Consider the following 17054-nt stretch of genomic DNA (forward strand, 5'->3'; position numbering starts at 1 on the left):
TCAGCCCTGTTTCCGGGTCAATTCTTTCATCGCATCGCTCAGCCCGTCGACCGTCAGCGGATACATCCGGTCATTCATCAGTTCACGGATGATCTTGACGCTTTGGGAATAGCCCCATTGCTTTTCCGGAACCGGGTTGAGCCAGGCCGCAGCAGGGTAAGTATTGGTCAGGCGCTGCATCCAGGTCACGCCGGCTTCCTCGTTGAAATGCTCGACCGAACCGCCCGGATGGGTGATTTCATAGGGGCTCATCGACGCGTCGCCGACGAAGATCAGCTTATAGTCATGACCATATTTGTGGAGCACATCCCAGGTGTTGGTGCGTTCTGAAAAGCGGCGGCGATTGTCTTTCCAAAGGCCTTCGTAAGGGCAGTTGTGGAAATAGAAAAATTCGAGATTCTTGAACTCGGTGGTCGCCGCGCTGAACAGCTCCTCGCATAGCTTGATAAACGGATCCATCGACCCGCCGACGTCGAGAAACAATAGCAGCTTCACCGCATTGTGCCGTTCCGGGCGCATGTGAATGTCAAGCCAGCCCTGTTTGGCCGTGCCATTGATTGTCCGGTCGATATCGAGCTCGTCGGCAGCACCCTCGCGGGCAAATTTGCGCAGGCGCCGGAGCGCGACCTTGATATTGCGCGTACCGAGCAGCTTGGTGTTATCGAGATTCTGGAATTCGCGTTTGTCCCAGACCTTGATTGCCTTTTTTGGCCGCCTTCGCCGCCAATCCGGACGCCTTCTGGATTATAGCCGGAATTGCCATAAGGCGAGGTGCCGCCGGTGCCGATCCATTTGTTGCCGCCCTCGTGGCGTTTCTGCTGTTCCTCGAGCCGCTCTTTCAGCGTTTCCATGATCTCGTCCCAGCTACCGAGCGACTTGATCTTTTCCATTTCCTCTTCGGAAAGATATTTCTCGGCAACCGCTTTCAGCCAGTCGAGCGGGATATCCTCTTCCTCCGTGCCGTAGGAGGTTTCGATGCCTTTAAAGACCTTTGAAAAACCTGATCGAAGCGGTCGAGCAAGCCTTCGTCTTTCACGAAGGTTGCGCGGGAGAGATAATAGAATTCCTCCGGACTACGCTGGATAACGTCCTTTTCGAGCGCCTCGAGCAGCACAAGATGTTCCTTGAGCGACGCTGAAATACCAGCCGCCCTGAGTTCGTCCATGAAGTTAAAGAACATCGTGTCTGCCTTTGCCTAGCGCGCTTCGCGTTTCGCCATGAAGGCCAGGCGTTCGAACAGCATCACGTCCTGTTCGTTCTTGAGCAACGCGCCGTGCAGGGGCGGGATCGCCTTGCTGCTGTCGTTCGATTGCAGCGCTTCGAGCGGCATGTCCTCGTTGAGGATCAGCTTCAGCCAATCGAGCAATTCGCTGGTGCTTGGCTTTTTCTTGAGGCCGGGAACGTCGCGGACATCGTAGAAAATATCCATCGCCTTCTTGACCAATATGCCCTGAATGTCGGGGAAATGGACGTTGATGATATCCTGCATCGTCTCGCGATCCGGGAATTTGATATAGTGGAAGAAACAGCGACGCAGGAAGGCGTCTGGCAGTTCCTTCTCGTTGTTCGAAGTGATGATTACGATCGGACGTTCCGTCGCCTTGACCGTTTCCTTGGTCTCGTAAACGTGGAATTCCATGCGATCGAGTTCCTGCAACAGGTCGTTCGGAAACTCGATATCGGCCTTGTCGATTTCGTCGATCAGCAGCACGGGCAGTTCGGGGGCAGTGAAGGCCTCCCACAGCTTGCCCTTGCGGATATAGTTGGAAATATCATGGACCCGCTCGTCGCCCAGTTGGCCGTCGCGAAGCCGCGCAACCGCATCATATTCGTAAAGACCCTGATGCGCCTTGGTGGTGGATTTGACATTCCATTCGATCAGCGGCGTGCCCATCGCCTTGGCGATTTCATAGGCCAGTACCGTCTTGCCGGTGCCCGGTTCACCCTTGACCAGCAGAGGGCGGCGGAGGGTCATGGCAGCATTGACAGCAACCTTCAGATCATCGGTTGCAACATAGTCTTTGGTACCGTCAAAACGCATGATTTTCTATTCCTTGCCGTGAACGTCAAAGCAAAGGCGATAGGGAAAACTCCCCTTCCAGGCAAGTTAATCATTTAGTTAATTTTGCGGAAACCGCCGCCAGGTTTATCGGGAAAGCCGCATGTTCCGGCGCGCTTCCAGAAGTTGCCACAGCCCGCGATGCTGGTTGAGCAATTGCTCGCCCCGAAATTGAGGGCTCTTTCCAGGGCAGGGGTGTTCGCCAGCAGGCTGTTAAGCTCGGTGGTCGCCGCAACGCTCGGCAAGATCGACGCCCGCGCTTCTACACCGACGCGCAAGGCGATCTGTTCCAGTATATTTCGGACGCAATGCCAGTCGGCAACCAGTGCGATGGCAGCGCCGATCGCGCATCCCGCGCGTTCCGACTGGGACAGCATATCCAGCGCCTTGCGTTGCCCCAGAACTGCAGCGTTGCTCTGGTCATCCAGGCTGACGCCCGAAATCGGGCCGGCAGCTACGGTCAGTTTGGTCAGAAAGGCGCGTTCGGCGGCAAAGCCGTCGGTCGCCTGGATCAGCCATTCCCGTGCGGCATCATCGACGGTCTTGGTCGCCGCATGATCGATTACGCCCGGATGCCGTCCGTGCAAAACGCACAGGAAATGCACGATATCGGCGATATCAGCCCCGGACAGCACGGAAAAATCCTCCAAGACAAGCTGTACATAAGGCGCTGAATCGCTGCCAAAACTAACGAATTGCCCGGCGAACCCTGGCTGTGTCATCAATTGTGCATTTTGTCCTAGCATCGCGTTTCCGATATCCGAATAAGGTTGCGAAAATGCGTTGAGCACCCTCGTCAGTCTTCGAATATAACAACGATACCTAAAGAGTAGGTTTACCGGCTGTTAGGGATTTGCAAACCATAGCAGCCGGTTCCTGTTTCCAATATTACTGATCGAGAAAACTGCGCATCTTGCGGCTGCGGCTCGGGTGCTTGAGCTTGCGCAAGGCCTTGGCTTCGATCTGCCGGATACGCTCGCGAGTCACGCTGAACTGCTGGCCGACTTCCTCGAGCGTGTGATCGGTGTTCATACCGATCCCGAAGCGCATACGCAGCACGCGCTCTTCGCGGGGAGTCAGGCTGGCCAATACGCGAGTCACGGTTTCCTTCAGATTGGCCTGTATAGCGGCGTCCACCGGAATGATCGCATTCTTGTCCTCGATGAAATCACCCAAGTGCGAATCTTCCTCGTCACCGATCGGCGTTTCAAGCGAAATCGGCTCCTTGGCGATTTTCATCACCTTGCGCACTTTCTCGAGCGGCATGGAAAGGCGTTCGGCCATTTCCTCCGGTGTCGGTTCGCGGCCCTGTTCGTGCAGGAACTGGCGGCTGGTGCGAACCAGCTTGTTGATCGTTTCGATCATATGGACCGGAATACGGATGGTCCGCGCCTGATCGGCAATAGACCGCGTGATCGCCTGGCGAATCCACCATGTGGCATAGGTGCTGAACTTGTAACCGCGGCGATATTCGAACTTGTCGACCGCTTTCATCAGGCCGATATTGCCTTCCTGGATGAGATCGAGAAATTGCAGGCCGCGGTTGGTATATTTCTTGGCGATCGAGATCACCAGACGGAGATTGGCCTCGACCATTTCCTTCTTGGCGATACGCGCTTCGCGCTCGCCCTTCTGGACCATGTTGACGATCCGGCGGAATTCGACCAGCGAGGTGCCGGTGGCATTGGCAATATCGGAGATTTCCGCCCGGATGCGATCAACCGCATCGGCTTCCTTCTCGACAAAAGCCGCCCATTTCTTGTCGACTTTTGCCATGCTGGACAGCCAGTTGTCGTCCAGTTCGTTGCCGACATAGCTTTCCAGAAAGGCGCGACGCGGAACCTTGTGGCGCTCGGCAAGGCGGAGCATCTGCCCGCCAAGCGTGGTCAGGCGCCGGTTGAACGAGTAAAGCTGGTCGACCAGAAACTCGATTTTATTGGCATGAAATTGCACGCTTTCGACCAAAGCGGTCAGTTCTTCGCGCAAATCGTGATATTTTTCTCCGAAGCTGCCGGGAATTCCTTGCCCGCCGCCAGCGATTCCAGCCGGGTCGTCTGCAATTTGGAGAATTTCTTGAACACCGAGGTGATCAGCGCGAATTTTTCCAGCGCGTCGGGTTTCAGCGCTTCTTCCATCTGCGCGAGGGAAAGGGTGTTGTCTTCCTCTTCCTCTTCGACCACCCGCTTGGTGCGGCGTTCGGTCAGCTCGGCTTCATCATCATCTTCGCCATCGGCCGATTCCTCGTCTTCGACCTCGTCATCATCCTTGAACGAGGGGCCGGCGGTTTTCTCGCTGATTTCGCCATCATCATCGTCTTCGGCCTCTTCCAGATTTTCCGGAACAGGATCCTTGGAGAGCATAGCGTCGAGATCGAGAATTTCGCGCAGCTGCATTTCGCCGTCGTTGAGGGCCGTCGACCATTCGATGATCGCGTTGAACGTGGTCGGGCTTTCGCAAAGGCCCCAGATCATCGTGTCGCGGCCGGCCTCGATACGCTTCGCGATGGCAATCTCGCCCTCGCGGCTGAGCAGTTCAACCGCGCCCATTTCGCGCAGATACATGCGAACGGGATCGTCGGTGCGGTCACCGGTCGCCTTTTTCGGAGCGGCAGCAGCGGATTTCTTGTCCTTGTCCTTGCCGTCGATGGATTCGACTTCTTCGCCGGCCATTTCCTCGGCGGCTTCCTCGTCATTCTCGACAATCCGGACACCCATTTCGGAAATCGCGGACATGACGTCCTCAATCTGCTCGTTCTGGTCCTGGGGCAGGGCTTCGTTCAGCTCGTCAATCGTCAGATAGCCGCGCTTCTTACCTTGAGCGATCAATTTCTTGATGGCGCTATCGTTGAGATCAATCAACGGTTCGTCTTCGGCTTTGGTGTGTTTTGCTTTACTTGCCAATGGCTCAGGCCCCTAATTTAAAAACTATATTGCGTCGTCGATCTGGGTCAGTTCGACCAACCGCTCGTGAAATAACTGTTTCGCTTTGCGAAGGCGTTGCTGTTCGGCATAACTTTCTTCCGTAAGATCATCCTGCACCCGCCGCGTTGCCTCCGCGAGAGCCGCTTCCAGTCCGGGACGCGCCGTCACCACTTTTATCGCTTCCGCCAAGTCCCGATGCGCCCGTTCGATCAATAGCGAAGGGGCATCGTCTGGCAGTTTGCGGTTGAAAGTGAAATTCAGCGCATCGGCCCGTAACAGCCCTTTTGCGACATTATAACAATCTGTCTTCTCCAATATGGTAAGAAGGCCCTGCATATCAAGCGTTTCTTTGCGCATCGCGACATTGATCAGTTCACCGAGCAGCAACTGCATCTGCGAATCGGCCAGCCGGATCGCGCTGAGCTCCTCGAAATGGCTGGAAATCCGGCACGGATGCCGGATCAGGCCGCCCAATATGCCTTTCGCAATCTGCAGGTCATAGCCTTCGATCAGGAAGGATTTTGTATCATCCGTCGGCTTGTAGGAGACAAATTTCGACGGGAACTTGCGGTTCGAATTTTGCGGGCGCCGGCCTTCGGAACGATTGTCCGTCCGGGCAAAAAAGGTCGACTGGTAGCGTTCGTTGAATACTTGCCGGTAATGCTGGGCGATATCCTGATCGGCGATATCGCGGACATGGTCAAACAGCCGTTTCTTTAGACCCGCCTTGGTTTCGGGCGAGTTGAGCGGTTCTGCGTCATATTCGACTTGCCAGATCTTCTCGTCGAGCATCTGCGGCCTGGCGATGAGGGCAGCAAAGGCATGGGCACCCTCGGCCCGGATCAGATCGTCGGGATCCTGTCCGGCGGGCAGCGAAATGAAATTCAGGCTGTGCGATGGGCGTAAGATGGGCAGGGCGCGCACGGCTGCGCGCATCGCCGCTTTCTGACCCGCATTATCGCCGTCAAAGCAGAGGATCGGGGCCTCGACCATTTTCCAGATCCGCTCGATCTGATGCTCGGTCAGCGCCGTGCCGAGCGGCGCAACCACGTCTTTGAAGCCGGCCTGAGCCAGTGCAATCGCATCCATATAGCCTTCGACCACCAATATCCGGCCGGTCTGGCGAGAGGCCGGCGAAGCCTTGTCCAGATTGTAAAGCGTCCGGCCCTTGTCAAACAAAGGCGTGTCGGGGCTGTTGAGATATTTCGGCTCGCCATCGCCCAATATCCGGCCACCGAAGGCGATCACTCGGCCGCGCGGATCGCGGATCGGGATCATCAGCCGGCCGCGGAACCGGTCATAGGGCTCCTTGTCATCGACCTTGATCAGCAGACCCGCCTCGACCAGCCGGTCCACGCCATGTTTCGACAGGGCGTCCTTGAGCCGTCCGCGCGAATTGGGGGCAAAGCCGAAGCCGAATTCACGGATCGTGCTTTCCGAAATGCCGCGGTTTTTCAGATAGTCCCGCGCCGCCGCGCCCTCGGTGCTGTTGAATTGTTCGACAAACCAGTCCTGCGCCGCCGCCATCACGTCATGCAGCGTGGCGCGGACCTCCTGCCGCTGCGCCGCGCGGGGATCGGGGGCAGGGACTTCCATCTGCGCCTCGGCGGCGAGATCCTTGACCGCGTCCATGAAGCCCAGCCCGCGCTGCTCGGTCATCCAGCTGATCGCGTCGCCATGGGCGCCGCAACCGAAGCAATGGTAGAAGCCCTTTTCGTCGTTGATCGTGAAACTGGGCGATTTCTCGTTATGGAACGGGCAGCAGGCCTTATATTCGCGACCCGCCTTCTGGATCTTGACCGTGCGCCCGATCAGCGTCGACAGCGTGACACGCGAGCGCAGTTCTTCCAGCCATTGCGGGGTGAGGGTCATAAATCCCCCTCCCGCCTGCGGGAGGGGTTAGGGGTGGGCATATCAGCCAAGACTTGCTCAATCCGCCCAACAACACCCTCAACATTGCTCAAAACATCATCATTTGTGAATCGAATGACCTTATACCCGTGCGCGACAAGATCCCTTGTTCGCTTCGCATCATAGGCTTGCTGCGTCTCATGCGAATATCCGTCAATTTCAATGATCAATCCCAGCTCGCGGCACAGGAAGTCAGCATAATAGGGGCCAACGGGCATCTGTCGGCTGAATTTTCGTCCACCAAGCTGCCGTTTCGACAAATATTTCCAGAGCTTTCGTTCAGCCGGTGTGGCTGTATTGCGCAGGGATTTGGCGCGGTCGGTATTTCTTGGTTTGAAAACTACCACTGTTTTTCTTTTCAGTCCCACCCCTAACCCCTCCCGCAGGCGGGAGGGGGATTTTCAGCTCAAAGCCGCCTTCACCAGCGCGCTGGCCTTGCTCATGTCGATTTCGGTGCCATGGCGCTTCTTCAGTTCGCCCATCACGCGGCCCATGTCTTTCATGCTGTCGGCGCCGAGTTCGGTCTTGATGCCGGCGATCAGCGCGGCGGTTTCTTCCTCGCTCAGTTGCGCGGGGAGGAATTCCTCGATCACGGCGAGTTCCTGTTTCTCGGCAGCGGCGAGTTCGGTGCGGCCGCCGCTTTCGAACATGGCGATCGATTCGCGGCGCTGCTTGGCCATTTTCTGCAGGACATCGGTGACCATCGCGTCATCGTCCACTGCGGCATCCTTGGTGCGCAGTTCGATGTCCTTGTCCTTGATCTTCGCCAATATGCTGCGTGTCGCGGCGGTGCGATCCTTGTCACCGGCCTTCATGGCGGCAATTTGCGCGGCTTTCACGGTCTCGCGAATCATGGCGTCCCTCATATTTTTGGAATAAGCGACCACCATAGCGGGAACATAATATTTTTCATAGATTGTGACGCCAGAAATCTGGCCCTAGGTCCCATGAAATTTTGCGCCTATGACGGACCCAAAGGAACAGCCCATGACCCATGCCCATAATCCCGCCGCTCCCGAGGGTGCAACAGGGATATTGGTATTGGCCGATGGCACGATCATCTGGGGCAGGGGCTTTGGCGCAACCGGCTCTGCGGTCGGTGAAGTCTGCTTCAACACCGCGATGACCGGCTATCAGGAAGTGATGACCGACCCCAGCTATGCCGGGCAAATCGTGACCTTCACCTTTCCGCATATCGGTAACACCGGGACTAACGACGAGGACATCGAGGCGGACAGCCCGCATGCCCTGGGCTGCATTGTTCGCGAGGATATCACCGCACCGTCCAATTTCCGCGACCAGAAGCCGTTTGACCAGTGGATGTCAGAGCAGGGCCGGATCGGCATTTCCGGTGTCGATACAAGGGCTTTGACCCGGCGGATCCGGGAAGCCGGCGCGCCCAATGCGGTGATCGCTCATGATCCCGAAGGCCAGTTTGATATTGACGAACTGCTCGCCAAGGCGCGGGCCTGGCCGGGGCTGGAAGGCCTGGATCTGGCCAAGGAAGTGACCGGGCACCAGACGCATTTATGGGACAAGGGCGGAGCGTGGCGGCTCGGTCATGGCTATGCGCCATTGGAAGACTTGGAAGCATCTTCGTCGCGTCCGCATGTGGTGGCTATTGATTATGGTGCGAAGCGGAATATCTTCAGAAATCTTGTGAAGGCTGGCGCAAAAGTCACTGTAGTTCCTGCTGAAACTTCCTTTGATGAAATCATGGCGTTGAAGCCTGCCGGCGTATTTCTGTCCAACGGCCCCGGCGATCCGGCGGCAACCGGCTCTTATGCGGTTCCGGTTATCCAACAGTTGCTGGAAGCGGATATGCCACTGTTCGGCATCTGCCTTGGTCACCAGATGCTCGCGCTCGCTGCGGGCGCCAAGACGGTCAAGATGCACCAGGGCCATCGCGGCGCTAATCATCCGGTGCAGCGGATCGGCGGCGGCTGGGCCGAGACCGAAGGGCTGGTCGAGATCACCAGCATGAACCACGGTTTCGCGGTGGACGGTGACAGCTTGCCCGACAATATTCACGAGACCCACAAGAGCCTGTTCGACGGCAGCAACTGCGGCATCGAGATCATCGGCAAACGCGCCTTCGGCGTCCAATATCACCCCGAAGCGAGCCCCGGCCCGCAGGACAGTTTCTATCTGTTCGAGAAATTTGTCGGGGGGTTGAGGTGAAGATATCCAAACGACATGATATGGAATTGTTCATCTTAGCGGACGCATTCTCCAGAAAAATTGCTGACATAGACTTGCATTCGGCAATTCGTCCCGAAACGATCGCGGCCGATTATAATTTGGATGTGGACGATGTTGCTTCATTTTGTGAATCGCTTTCAACTACGACATTGTTGACAACTGGCGACTTGGAAATCACCCCCGATGGAATGGCTTATGTTGGGCAGCACTGGAAAGATTGTCTTAGCGCGGCGAAGGAGTACGGTGATAAAGATTTGATGAAGAAACTTGAAGATCGATTTCAGATATTGGTTTCAGGCGACCCTTCTATCCATGCTACTCAAGACCTTGAGAATCAACTCGATGGCTTTGGCGGCATGATAGGCCAACATGATTTCGTTCGAAACTTTCAGCAGCTTTCATATCAAACGATGGTGACAGCTTTCATACGGAAAGCATATTCTAAGCTCGATGAGATTGGACTTCCCAACTCTGATGTAGCTCAGGCCAAGGCGTATCTAGAATGTGCTCTCATATTGAGCGAAGCACCTGTTCCGCAACCCTCTTTGGTGTGGGAGTTATGCGAGCGAGCCAGTCATATTGCAGGAGTTAGTTCACTCCTTATTGCGTTGTTCGTCGCGTTGGTCGGGTGATGGTAAAAAGATTACTAATCTCTCTCATTCCACTCATTGGTGCCAGCCCGGTCCATATTGGGCAGGCACGTACCTGCGACTTTTCGATAAATAATAGAAGCTGTAAGTCGGCGGAGGAATTTCAATGAGCGGACCGATTGATCCTGCACATCTTGCCGAAGAATGGGCAATTGATGACGAAATCCTGCAAAATATGGCAGCGGGTGGCGATTTGTCGCATGTTGTGCGCGAAATTAACGTGCAATTTGTCGGCGCCGTCTCCGATCTCAACAAGCTGAAGAATGATGCGGCCAAATGGGGCTTTCGCTCGGCTCTGGTCTCCAACGAGGATGGCGAGTGGGTGATCGAGTTACAGATCGACCTCGACACAAAGCGCGAGACGATCCGCGAGCTAACCCGCAAATGCCTCGAGATCGAAAGCGAATATGATATCGACCATGATGGTTGGGGCTGCTTTGCCTGCAACGAAAATGGCGAGATTTCTGACGAGAATCCGGCGTGATGGGGTTTTTGCATCGTTCCGAAGTCTCAGCTTACCTACAGGTTAGTTCTAAGCTAACCGATAAGTGGTGGGAGGCGTGGGTTTAGCACATGGCTGTTCGAATTGAGACGGTAAAGAACAGCATTCTTCTTGTTCTCTACGACTACATGCTTACCTCTAACCATGAAACCTTTTGGTTGATATTCCAGCGATGCAGAATGGTCTGCCGGAGGAAGCATCCGGAGCATTCGTAGAACGAGCACTAAATCGATTGATTGCTGATAAATTAATAGAACAAGGTGGCTCCGATACACTCCGAACTGATTTGTATGCATTAACCGACCACGGAATTGAAGCAGCTGAATCGCTTATCGAGGAACGAGGTATTCGAGTTGAAGATTATGTCCCATCTCCAGATGCAGACGTAATATTGTCTCGGATAAGTGATCCGACGCTTTATTCTGATCTAATTTCGGGATTTGCGGAGCTAGGTGTTGAGTTAGACAGAAGTAATTCTGCAGCAGAAGAACTCGGCACGAGCATGGAGCCCATAAAGGCTGAAATCAGTGCAGCATCGACTCTCATGCAATCCGGTGCTGTGCGAGTTTCAAGGCTTCAAGGCCTTATCTTGCCTACACTTAAATTTCTTTCTGAAAAATTCACAGGAGGCGCTGTTGGTGAACTTGCGAAGCGCCTTGTCAATCTATTGCTAGGATCGGGATAAATGCCCAAAAGAACTGACATAAAATCCATCCTCATCATCGGCGCTGGCCCGATTATTATCGGCCAGGCTTGTGAATTTGACTATAGCGGCACCCAAGCGTGCAAGGCGCTGAAGGAAGAGGGTTACCGGATCATCCTGGTCAACTCCAACCCGGCGACGATCATGACCGATCCGGAAATGGCGGACGCGACCTATATCGAGCCGATCACGCCGGAAATTGTCGAGAAGATCATCGAGAAGGAACGGCCGGACGCGATCCTGCCGACCATGGGCGGGCAGACGGCGCTGAACACGGCGCTCTCGCTCAACAAGATGGGCGTGCTGGAGAAATATGGCGTCGAGATGATTGGTGCTGATGCCGAAGCCATCGACAAGGCCGAGGACCGCGAGAAGTTCAAGGCGGCGATGGACAAGATCGGTCTGGAAAGCCCGCGCAGCGCTGTTGCGCATAGCGAAGAACAGGCGATGGAAATCCTCGAGGATATCGGTCTGCCGGCGATCATGCGGCCAAGCTTCACCATGGGCGGCACCGGCGGCGGGGTTGCCTATAACCGCGAGGAATTCGTCCATTTCGTGAAGACATCGCTGGAGGCCTCGCCGACCAACGAGGTGTTGATTGATGAATCGCTGATCGGCTGGAAAGAATATGAGATGGAGGTCGTCCGCGACCGGGCCGACAATTGCATCATCATCTGCTCGATCGAGAATGTCGATCCGATGGGCGTGCACACCGGCGACAGCATCACCGTGGCCCCGGCGCTGACCCTGACCGACAAGGAATATCAGATCATGCGCAACGCCAGCATCGCAGTGCTGCGTGAAATCGGCGTCGAAACCGGCGGTTCCAACGTGCAGTTCGCGGTCAATCCGAAGGATGGTCGGCTGGTGGTTATCGAGATGAACCCGCGCGTGTCGCGGTCCTCGGCACTGGCGTCCAAGGCGACCGGCTTCCCGATTGCCAGCGTCGCCGCGAAGCTGGCGGTCGGCTATACGCTCGACGAGATCGACAATGACATTACCGGCGCCACCCCCGCGTCGTTCGAACCGACGATCGACTATATCGTCACCAAGATCCCGCGCTTTGCCTTTGAAAAGTTCAAGGGCGCGGAGCCGCTGCTTTCCACCGCGATGAAGTCGGTCGGCGAAGTCATGGCGATCGGCCGCAATATCCACGAATCCATGCAGAAAGCGCTGCGCGGTCTGGAAACCGGTCTCGACGGTTTCAACCGGGTACAGGAACTGATCGGCGCGCCGCGGGAAGATATTGCCGCAGCCCTGGCGCGGGCCACGCCGGATCGCCTTCTCGTCGCCGCCCAGGCGATGCGCGAAGGTTTTTCCAATCAGGATATCCACGATATCGCCGGTTTCGATCCCTGGTTCCTGTCGCGGATCCGCGAAATCATCGATGCCGAGCAGGCGATCATGGACAATGGTCTGCCCAATGACGCGCAGGGCCTGCGCAAGCTGAAATCCATGGGCTTTTCCGACGAGCGGCTGGCCAAGCTGGCGATTGATTCGGTTCATGTCGCTGGTGGTACCGGGCGCGCGGTCGCCGAAGGCCACGGGCTGGTCCATGACGCGCTGGCCGCCATGGCCGGTGCGACGACCGAAGCCGAAGTGCGGGCCTTGCGCCACAAGCTGGGCGTCCGTCCGGTGTTCAAGCGGATCGACACCTGCGCGGCGGAATTCGAGGCCAAGACGCCCTATATGTATTCGACCTACGAAGCGCCGATTTTCGGCGAGCCGGAATGCGAGGCGCAACCGTCGGATCGCAAGAAAATCGTCATCCTCGGCGGCGGACCGAACCGGATCGGGCAGGGGATCGAGTTTGACTATTGCTGTTGCCACGCCTGTTTCGCTTTGTCGGACGCCGGTTTCGAAACGATTATGGTCAACTGCAACCCGGAAACCGTCTCCACCGACTATGACACGTCCGACCGACTCTATTTCGAGCCGCTGACCGCCGAGGATGTGCTGGAAATCCTGCACGTCGAGCAACAGTCGGGCGAACTGGTCGGCGTGGTTGTGCAATTTGGCGGCCAGACCCCGTTGAAGCTGGCGCAGGCGCTGGAAGACGCGGGCATTCCGATCCTCGGGACCTCGCCGGATGCGATCGATCTGGCCGAAGACCGCGAGCGTTTTGCCAAGCTGGTCAACAAGCTGAAGCTGAAACAGCCGGAAAACGGCATGGCCCGGACCCGCGACGAAGCGGTGAAAATCGCCGAGCGCATCGGCTATCCCGTGCTGATCCGGCCAAGCTTCGTGCTGGGTGGCCGGGCGATGGAAATCGTCGACGGTCCCGCGCAGCTGGAAGATTATATCAACACCGCGGTGCAGGTATCGGGGGATCAGCCGGTGCTGGTCGACCAGTATCTGCGCGACGCGATCGAGGTCGATGTCGACGCGATTTGCGATGGCGATGATGTCGTGGTCTGCGGCGTGCTGCAGCATATCGAAGAGGCCGGCGTCCATTCTGGCGACAGCGCCTGCACGATCCCGCCATACAGCCTGCCCGACGATATTATCGCCGAAATGGAGCGGCAGACCGAGGCCCTGGCTTTCGGCCTGAAGGTTCGCGGCCTGATGAACATCCAGTTCGCGGTCAAGGACGGCGAGGTCTATCTGATCGAGGTCAATCCCCGCGCCAGCCGGACCGTGCCCTTTGTCGCCAAGGCGATCGGCGTGCCGATTGCCAAGATCGCCTCGCGCGTCATGGCGGGAGAGAAATTGAAGGACCTGCCGAAGATCAACCGGCATATCGATTATATCGCGGTGAAAGAGGCGGTCTTCCCGTTCAACCGTTTCCCCGGCATCGATCCGGTGCTGTCACCGGAAATGAAATCGACCGGCGAAGTGATGGGCATCGACCAGAGCTTCCCGATTGCCTTTGCCAAGTCGCAGCTCGGCGCCAATACGCGGCTGCCCGATAGCGGCACGATCTTCATCTCGGTCAAGGAAACCGACAAGAAGGTGATCGAACCGGCGGCGCGTCTGGCCGAGAAGCTGGGCTTCAAGCTGATCGCCACGTCCGGGACCGCTGCCTATCTGGCGGAACGCGGCATCACGGTCGAGAAAGTCAACAAGGTGGCCGAAGGGCGTCCGCATATTGTCGACCGGATCAAGGACGGGGATATCAACCTGATCTTCAACACCACCGAAGGCTGGCAGTCGACCAAGGATTCCAAATCGATCCGGGCGGCGGCGCTGGTTGGCAAGATTCCGATCTATACAACCGCAACCGCGAGCAACGCCGTGATGCAGGCGATTGAGGCCTTGCGCGATCAGACTCTTGAAGTTCGCGCGCTTCAGTCCTATTATAAGGCTTCGCAGACTTAATTTTCCGACATTTTGTCACACTGCGGGCGCTCTTCCAGGGAGGGGCGCCGGAAAACTGTTTTTGACGCTGCACGGCAGAAATCGGCAGCGTATCAGTAAGGAAAGGCCAATATAATGGCTGTTGAAAAAGTACCAATGCTCGCCGAAGGCCACGCCAGAATGGAGGCCGAACTCAAGGCGCTGAAAGCGGAGCGTCCGATCATCGTCGACGCGATCGAAACCGCGCGGGCGCATGGCGATCTCTCGGAAAATGCGGAATATCACGCTGCCAAGGAACGGCAGGGCCAGGTCGAAGCGACGATTGGCGATCTCGAAGACAAATTGTCCCGCGCCCAGGTCATCGATCCGAAGACCCTGTCCGGCGACAAGGCTGTGTTCGGCGCAACGCTGACTCTGCTCGACGAGGATGACAAGCCGGTGAAATATCAGCTGGTCGGCCAGGCGGAAGCCGATGCCAAGGCCGGCAAGATCAGCTATAATTCGCCGATTGGCCGCGCCCTGATCGGGCGCAGCGTCGGGGACGAGATCGAAGTGACGGTGCCGTCCGGCGACAAATATTTCCTGCTCGACAAGATAGAGTTCATCTAGACCCCATGCATATTCCGGCTGGGAAACTGACCAACGGCTGATCATCGCCAATGTGGTGATCTTTCTGTTGATCGGGATTTTCGGCTGGGAGCAGGAGGCGGTGCTGCGCGGCGGCATGTTTCCGGTCCGGCTGAGTGGCGAAGCGCTGGATCTGGGGGCCTATGGCTGGATGGTGCCGGCCTGGCTGACGCCCTTGTCGTCGGCTTTCCTGCACAGCGGCTTCGTCCACCTGGGTTTCAATATGGTGATGCTGCTGTTCTGCGGCCGCTATGTCGAAGAGGCACTGGGACCGCAGTTGATGGCGCTTCTCTATGTCGCGGGCGCTTATGCGGCGGCCTTTGCCGAATTTGCCGCGCACAGTGATTCGATGGTCCCGATCATCGGGGCCAGCGGCGCGATATCGGCGATACTGGGCGCTTATGCGCTGCTCTTCGCGCGCAACCGGGTCGATGCGGTGGGGCCGATTCCAAGCCATATCGTGCGGATCATCTGGCTGACCCTGGCGTGGATCGCGATTCAGCTGATGATCGGATTCGCTACCCGTGGCAGTCTCCAGGGCATTGCGATTTTTGCGCATATCGGTGGTTTTGTGGCCGGACTGGTGCTGACCCGGCCGTTGCTGGAATGGCGTTTCCGCAGCGCCTAGACGCCGCGATCCGCGCGTTTTTATTCAGTCTTCCAGCGGAACATCCGGCTCGAGCAGCTTGTGCAGGTGGACGACAACATATTTCATTTCCGCGTCGTCAACCGTCATCTGGGCCTTTGAACGCCACGCGTCCTCGGCTTCCTCATAGTCGGGATAGACGCCGACGAGATCGATCTTGTCGAGGTTGACAAATTCCAGTCCGCGCGGATCTTTGACCCGTCCGCCCATGACCAGATGCATTTTGCTGCGTTCTTCGTTCATTTCTTGCCCTGATGTTCTTCTTTTACCGCATCTTGTGCTGCGGCCATCGCGGTCTTAGCAGCCTCGATCGCTTTGCCAAACATATCTTTGAACTGTTCGCGCATATTGTCATTGGTCAGGCCAAGCTCGCCAATCTGGTCGCGGCTGGCATCCTTGGCCGCCTGATAGGCGGTTTTTGCCGTTTCGTTGATCTTGCGCCCGGCGGCGCCGACATATTTGCCTTCGGCCTTGCTCTTAGGCAGCAGCACGCCGATCAGTACACCCAGCGCCGCACCACCGGCGACGATGGCCAGCGGGCTGTTGGTGATCGTCTCTTCGGATTTTTCGACGGCCTTCTTGGCAACATCCCTGGTCGCGGCGACGCGTTCCGCCGCTTTCTCGCGGCCTTCGCCGAGCAGGGCTGCCGCGCGGGCCTTGCTGGCCGACATTTTCTCGCGGGCAACGGCGGAGCTTTCCGTTGCCTTTTCCCTCGCCGATTCGAGCCGTTCGCGGGATGCTGCACGGGCCTTGTCGATATTGTCGGTCAGTTTGTTCATAGTCTATTCCTCGGTTTGATCCGGCTCGGATGCTTTGCGGTTGGCGATGAGTCTGGCAATCGGCCTGCGCATCGCGATCAGGGTCGCGGTGGCGGCGACGGTTGCAGTGAGTCCCGGGTGAGCCCTGACGCCGTCGATCGCGTTCGCCCCGGCTTTGCGAACGCGCTCGGCTGCATTATGCTTTGCTTCGGCCATCAGATTTTCCGGTTTCAGCCGCGTTTTGGCTTCCGCTGTATCGCGCTTCAGATTGGCGCGCGCCTGGTCGCGGTTGATCGCCAGATTGCGCAGGCTGAATATATCGTCATTCTTGTTCGGCATTGTCATTCTCACGCATCCGTTTCATCCAGCGGCAGCTTTTTCGCCCTTGCTATCGCCATTCTCATGGTAACCGCAGCCACAAGCAAAGCCAAACCTGTTACAATGGCTGTAGCCGCCAGGGGACCAACATATTCTGACAGAACCAGCAATATGCCAAGGATGAAAGCGATGATGGCCATCGATCCGCAGATAATCGCAACGCCCGCAAGCGCGACAACACGCTTGGTTGCCGCCATATTGACCGACAGTTTCACCCGATAATATTCGAATTCGGCATGCGCCAAAATACGCACGTCCTCTATCAGGCCGGCGAGCTGGGATTTTAGCGATTTAGGTTCCGGCTCGTCCGCAAATGTAGCTGCGGTGTCGGCGGAAAGATGGTCCTCATCCAAAACTGGAATTTCCTTGTCCTGCAACATCCGTCACCCGTGAATATGGT

General features: G+C 56.9%; 16 protein-coding genes and 2 pseudogenes. 7 read left to right on the forward strand and 11 right to left on the reverse strand.

Translation table 11 applies throughout. The features are described 5' to 3' along the window. From C8024_RS15820 to C8024_RS15850, 7 genes and pseudogenes are all read right to left on the reverse strand, one after another. Positions 1–1180: pseudogene (locus tag C8024_RS15820) on the reverse strand (VWA domain-containing protein). Between the two features lie 15 nt (positions 1181–1195). After that, on the reverse strand, positions 1196–2041 hold the full coding sequence (locus C8024_RS15825; RefSeq protein ID WP_100094994.1) for a MoxR family ATPase: 846 nt from the start codon (positions 2039–2041) through the stop codon (positions 1196–1198). A 74-nt stretch (positions 2042–2115) separates the two neighbouring features. Beyond that, the gene (locus C8024_RS15830; protein WP_173206872.1) at positions 2116–2694 is read right to left on the reverse strand and encodes a hypothetical protein; all 579 of its coding nucleotides are present in this window, start codon (positions 2692–2694) and stop codon (positions 2116–2118) included. A 253-nt stretch (positions 2695–2947) separates the two neighbouring features. Then, a pseudogene (gene rpoD / locus C8024_RS15835) lies at positions 2948–4959 on the reverse strand (RNA polymerase sigma factor RpoD). Positions 4960–4983: 24 nt separating this feature from the next. Then, a complete protein-coding gene (dnaG, locus tag C8024_RS15840; protein WP_173206875.1) occupies positions 4984–6852 on the reverse strand; it encodes a DNA primase in 1869 nt (622 codons plus the stop codon). Then, positions 6849–7238, reverse strand: coding sequence for a DUF559 domain-containing protein (locus tag C8024_RS15845; RefSeq protein ID WP_173206878.1), 390 nt, complete (start codon positions 7236–7238; stop codon positions 6849–6851). Before C8024_RS15845 ends, dnaG begins: the two co-directional genes overlap by 4 nt. Before the next feature lie 54 nt (positions 7239–7292). Then, entirely contained in the window at positions 7293–7745 is a 453-nt protein-coding gene (locus C8024_RS15850) for a GatB/YqeY domain-containing protein (protein WP_100095713.1), read from the reverse strand. 133 nt (positions 7746–7878) lie between these two features. On the opposite strand from C8024_RS15850, the gene carA reads away from it, so the two are divergent. From carA to C8024_RS15885, 7 genes are all read left to right on the forward strand, one after another. Further along, positions 7879–9072, forward strand: a complete 1194-nt coding sequence (gene carA / locus C8024_RS15855; protein ID WP_173206890.1) for a glutamine-hydrolyzing carbamoyl-phosphate synthase small subunit — start codon at positions 7879–7881, stop codon at positions 9070–9072. Between the two features lie 20 nt (positions 9073–9092). After that, positions 9093–9725 (forward strand): hypothetical protein, encoded by a 633-nt coding sequence (locus tag C8024_RS15860; RefSeq protein ID WP_173206892.1) that lies wholly within the window; start codon positions 9093–9095, stop codon positions 9723–9725. 124 nt (positions 9726–9849) lie between these two features. Then, positions 9850–10227 carry a ribonuclease E inhibitor RraB gene (locus C8024_RS15865; RefSeq protein ID WP_173206895.1) on the forward strand — a complete coding sequence of 126 codons (378 nt, stop codon included), beginning with the start codon at positions 9850–9852 and terminating at the stop codon, positions 10225–10227. Between the two features lie 172 nt (positions 10228–10399). Further along, the gene (locus tag C8024_RS15870) at positions 10400–10930 is read left to right on the forward strand and encodes a hypothetical protein (RefSeq protein ID WP_173206897.1); all 531 of its coding nucleotides are present in this window, start codon (positions 10400–10402) and stop codon (positions 10928–10930) included. Then, positions 10931–14266: a carbamoyl-phosphate synthase large subunit gene (gene carB / locus C8024_RS15875; protein WP_173206914.1), complete on the forward strand. Its 3336-nt coding sequence runs from the start codon at positions 10931–10933 to the stop codon at positions 14264–14266. It abuts the gene before it with no gap. A 111-nt stretch (positions 14267–14377) separates the two neighbouring features. After that, positions 14378–14854: a transcription elongation factor GreA gene (gene greA, locus C8024_RS15880; RefSeq protein ID WP_173207007.1), complete on the forward strand. Its 477-nt coding sequence runs from the start codon at positions 14378–14380 to the stop codon at positions 14852–14854. A 55-nt stretch (positions 14855–14909) separates the two neighbouring features. Beyond that, entirely contained in the window at positions 14910–15500 is a 591-nt protein-coding gene (locus C8024_RS15885; RefSeq protein WP_367947386.1) for a rhomboid family intramembrane serine protease, read from the forward strand. Between the two features lie 24 nt (positions 15501–15524). Here C8024_RS15885 and C8024_RS15890 read toward each other — a convergent pair whose 3' ends face one another. From C8024_RS15890 to C8024_RS15905, 4 genes are read right to left on the reverse strand one after another with little or no spacing between them, the layout of a single operon-like run. Continuing rightward, on the reverse strand, positions 15525–15761 hold the full coding sequence (locus C8024_RS15890) for a DUF4170 domain-containing protein (protein ID WP_173206917.1): 237 nt from the start codon (positions 15759–15761) through the stop codon (positions 15525–15527). Then, a complete protein-coding gene (locus C8024_RS15895; RefSeq protein ID WP_100094982.1) occupies positions 15758–16297 on the reverse strand; it encodes a YqjD family protein in 540 nt (179 codons plus the stop codon). Before C8024_RS15895 ends, C8024_RS15890 begins: the two co-directional genes overlap by 4 nt. Positions 16298–16300: 3 nt before the next feature. Next, positions 16301–16615 (reverse strand): hypothetical protein, encoded by a 315-nt coding sequence (locus C8024_RS15900; RefSeq protein WP_217272255.1) that lies wholly within the window; start codon positions 16613–16615, stop codon positions 16301–16303. An 8-nt stretch (positions 16616–16623) separates the two neighbouring features. Continuing rightward, complete coding sequence (locus tag C8024_RS15905; RefSeq protein ID WP_173206920.1) at positions 16624–17031, reverse strand: phage holin family protein; 408 nt, start codon at positions 17029–17031, stop codon at positions 16624–16626. Positions 17032–17054: the final 23 nt, after the last annotated feature.

The sequence above is a fragment of the Sphingopyxis sp. BSNA05 genome, from assembly GCF_013265645.1.
Lineage (GTDB): Bacteria > Pseudomonadota > Alphaproteobacteria > Sphingomonadales > Sphingomonadaceae > Parasphingorhabdus.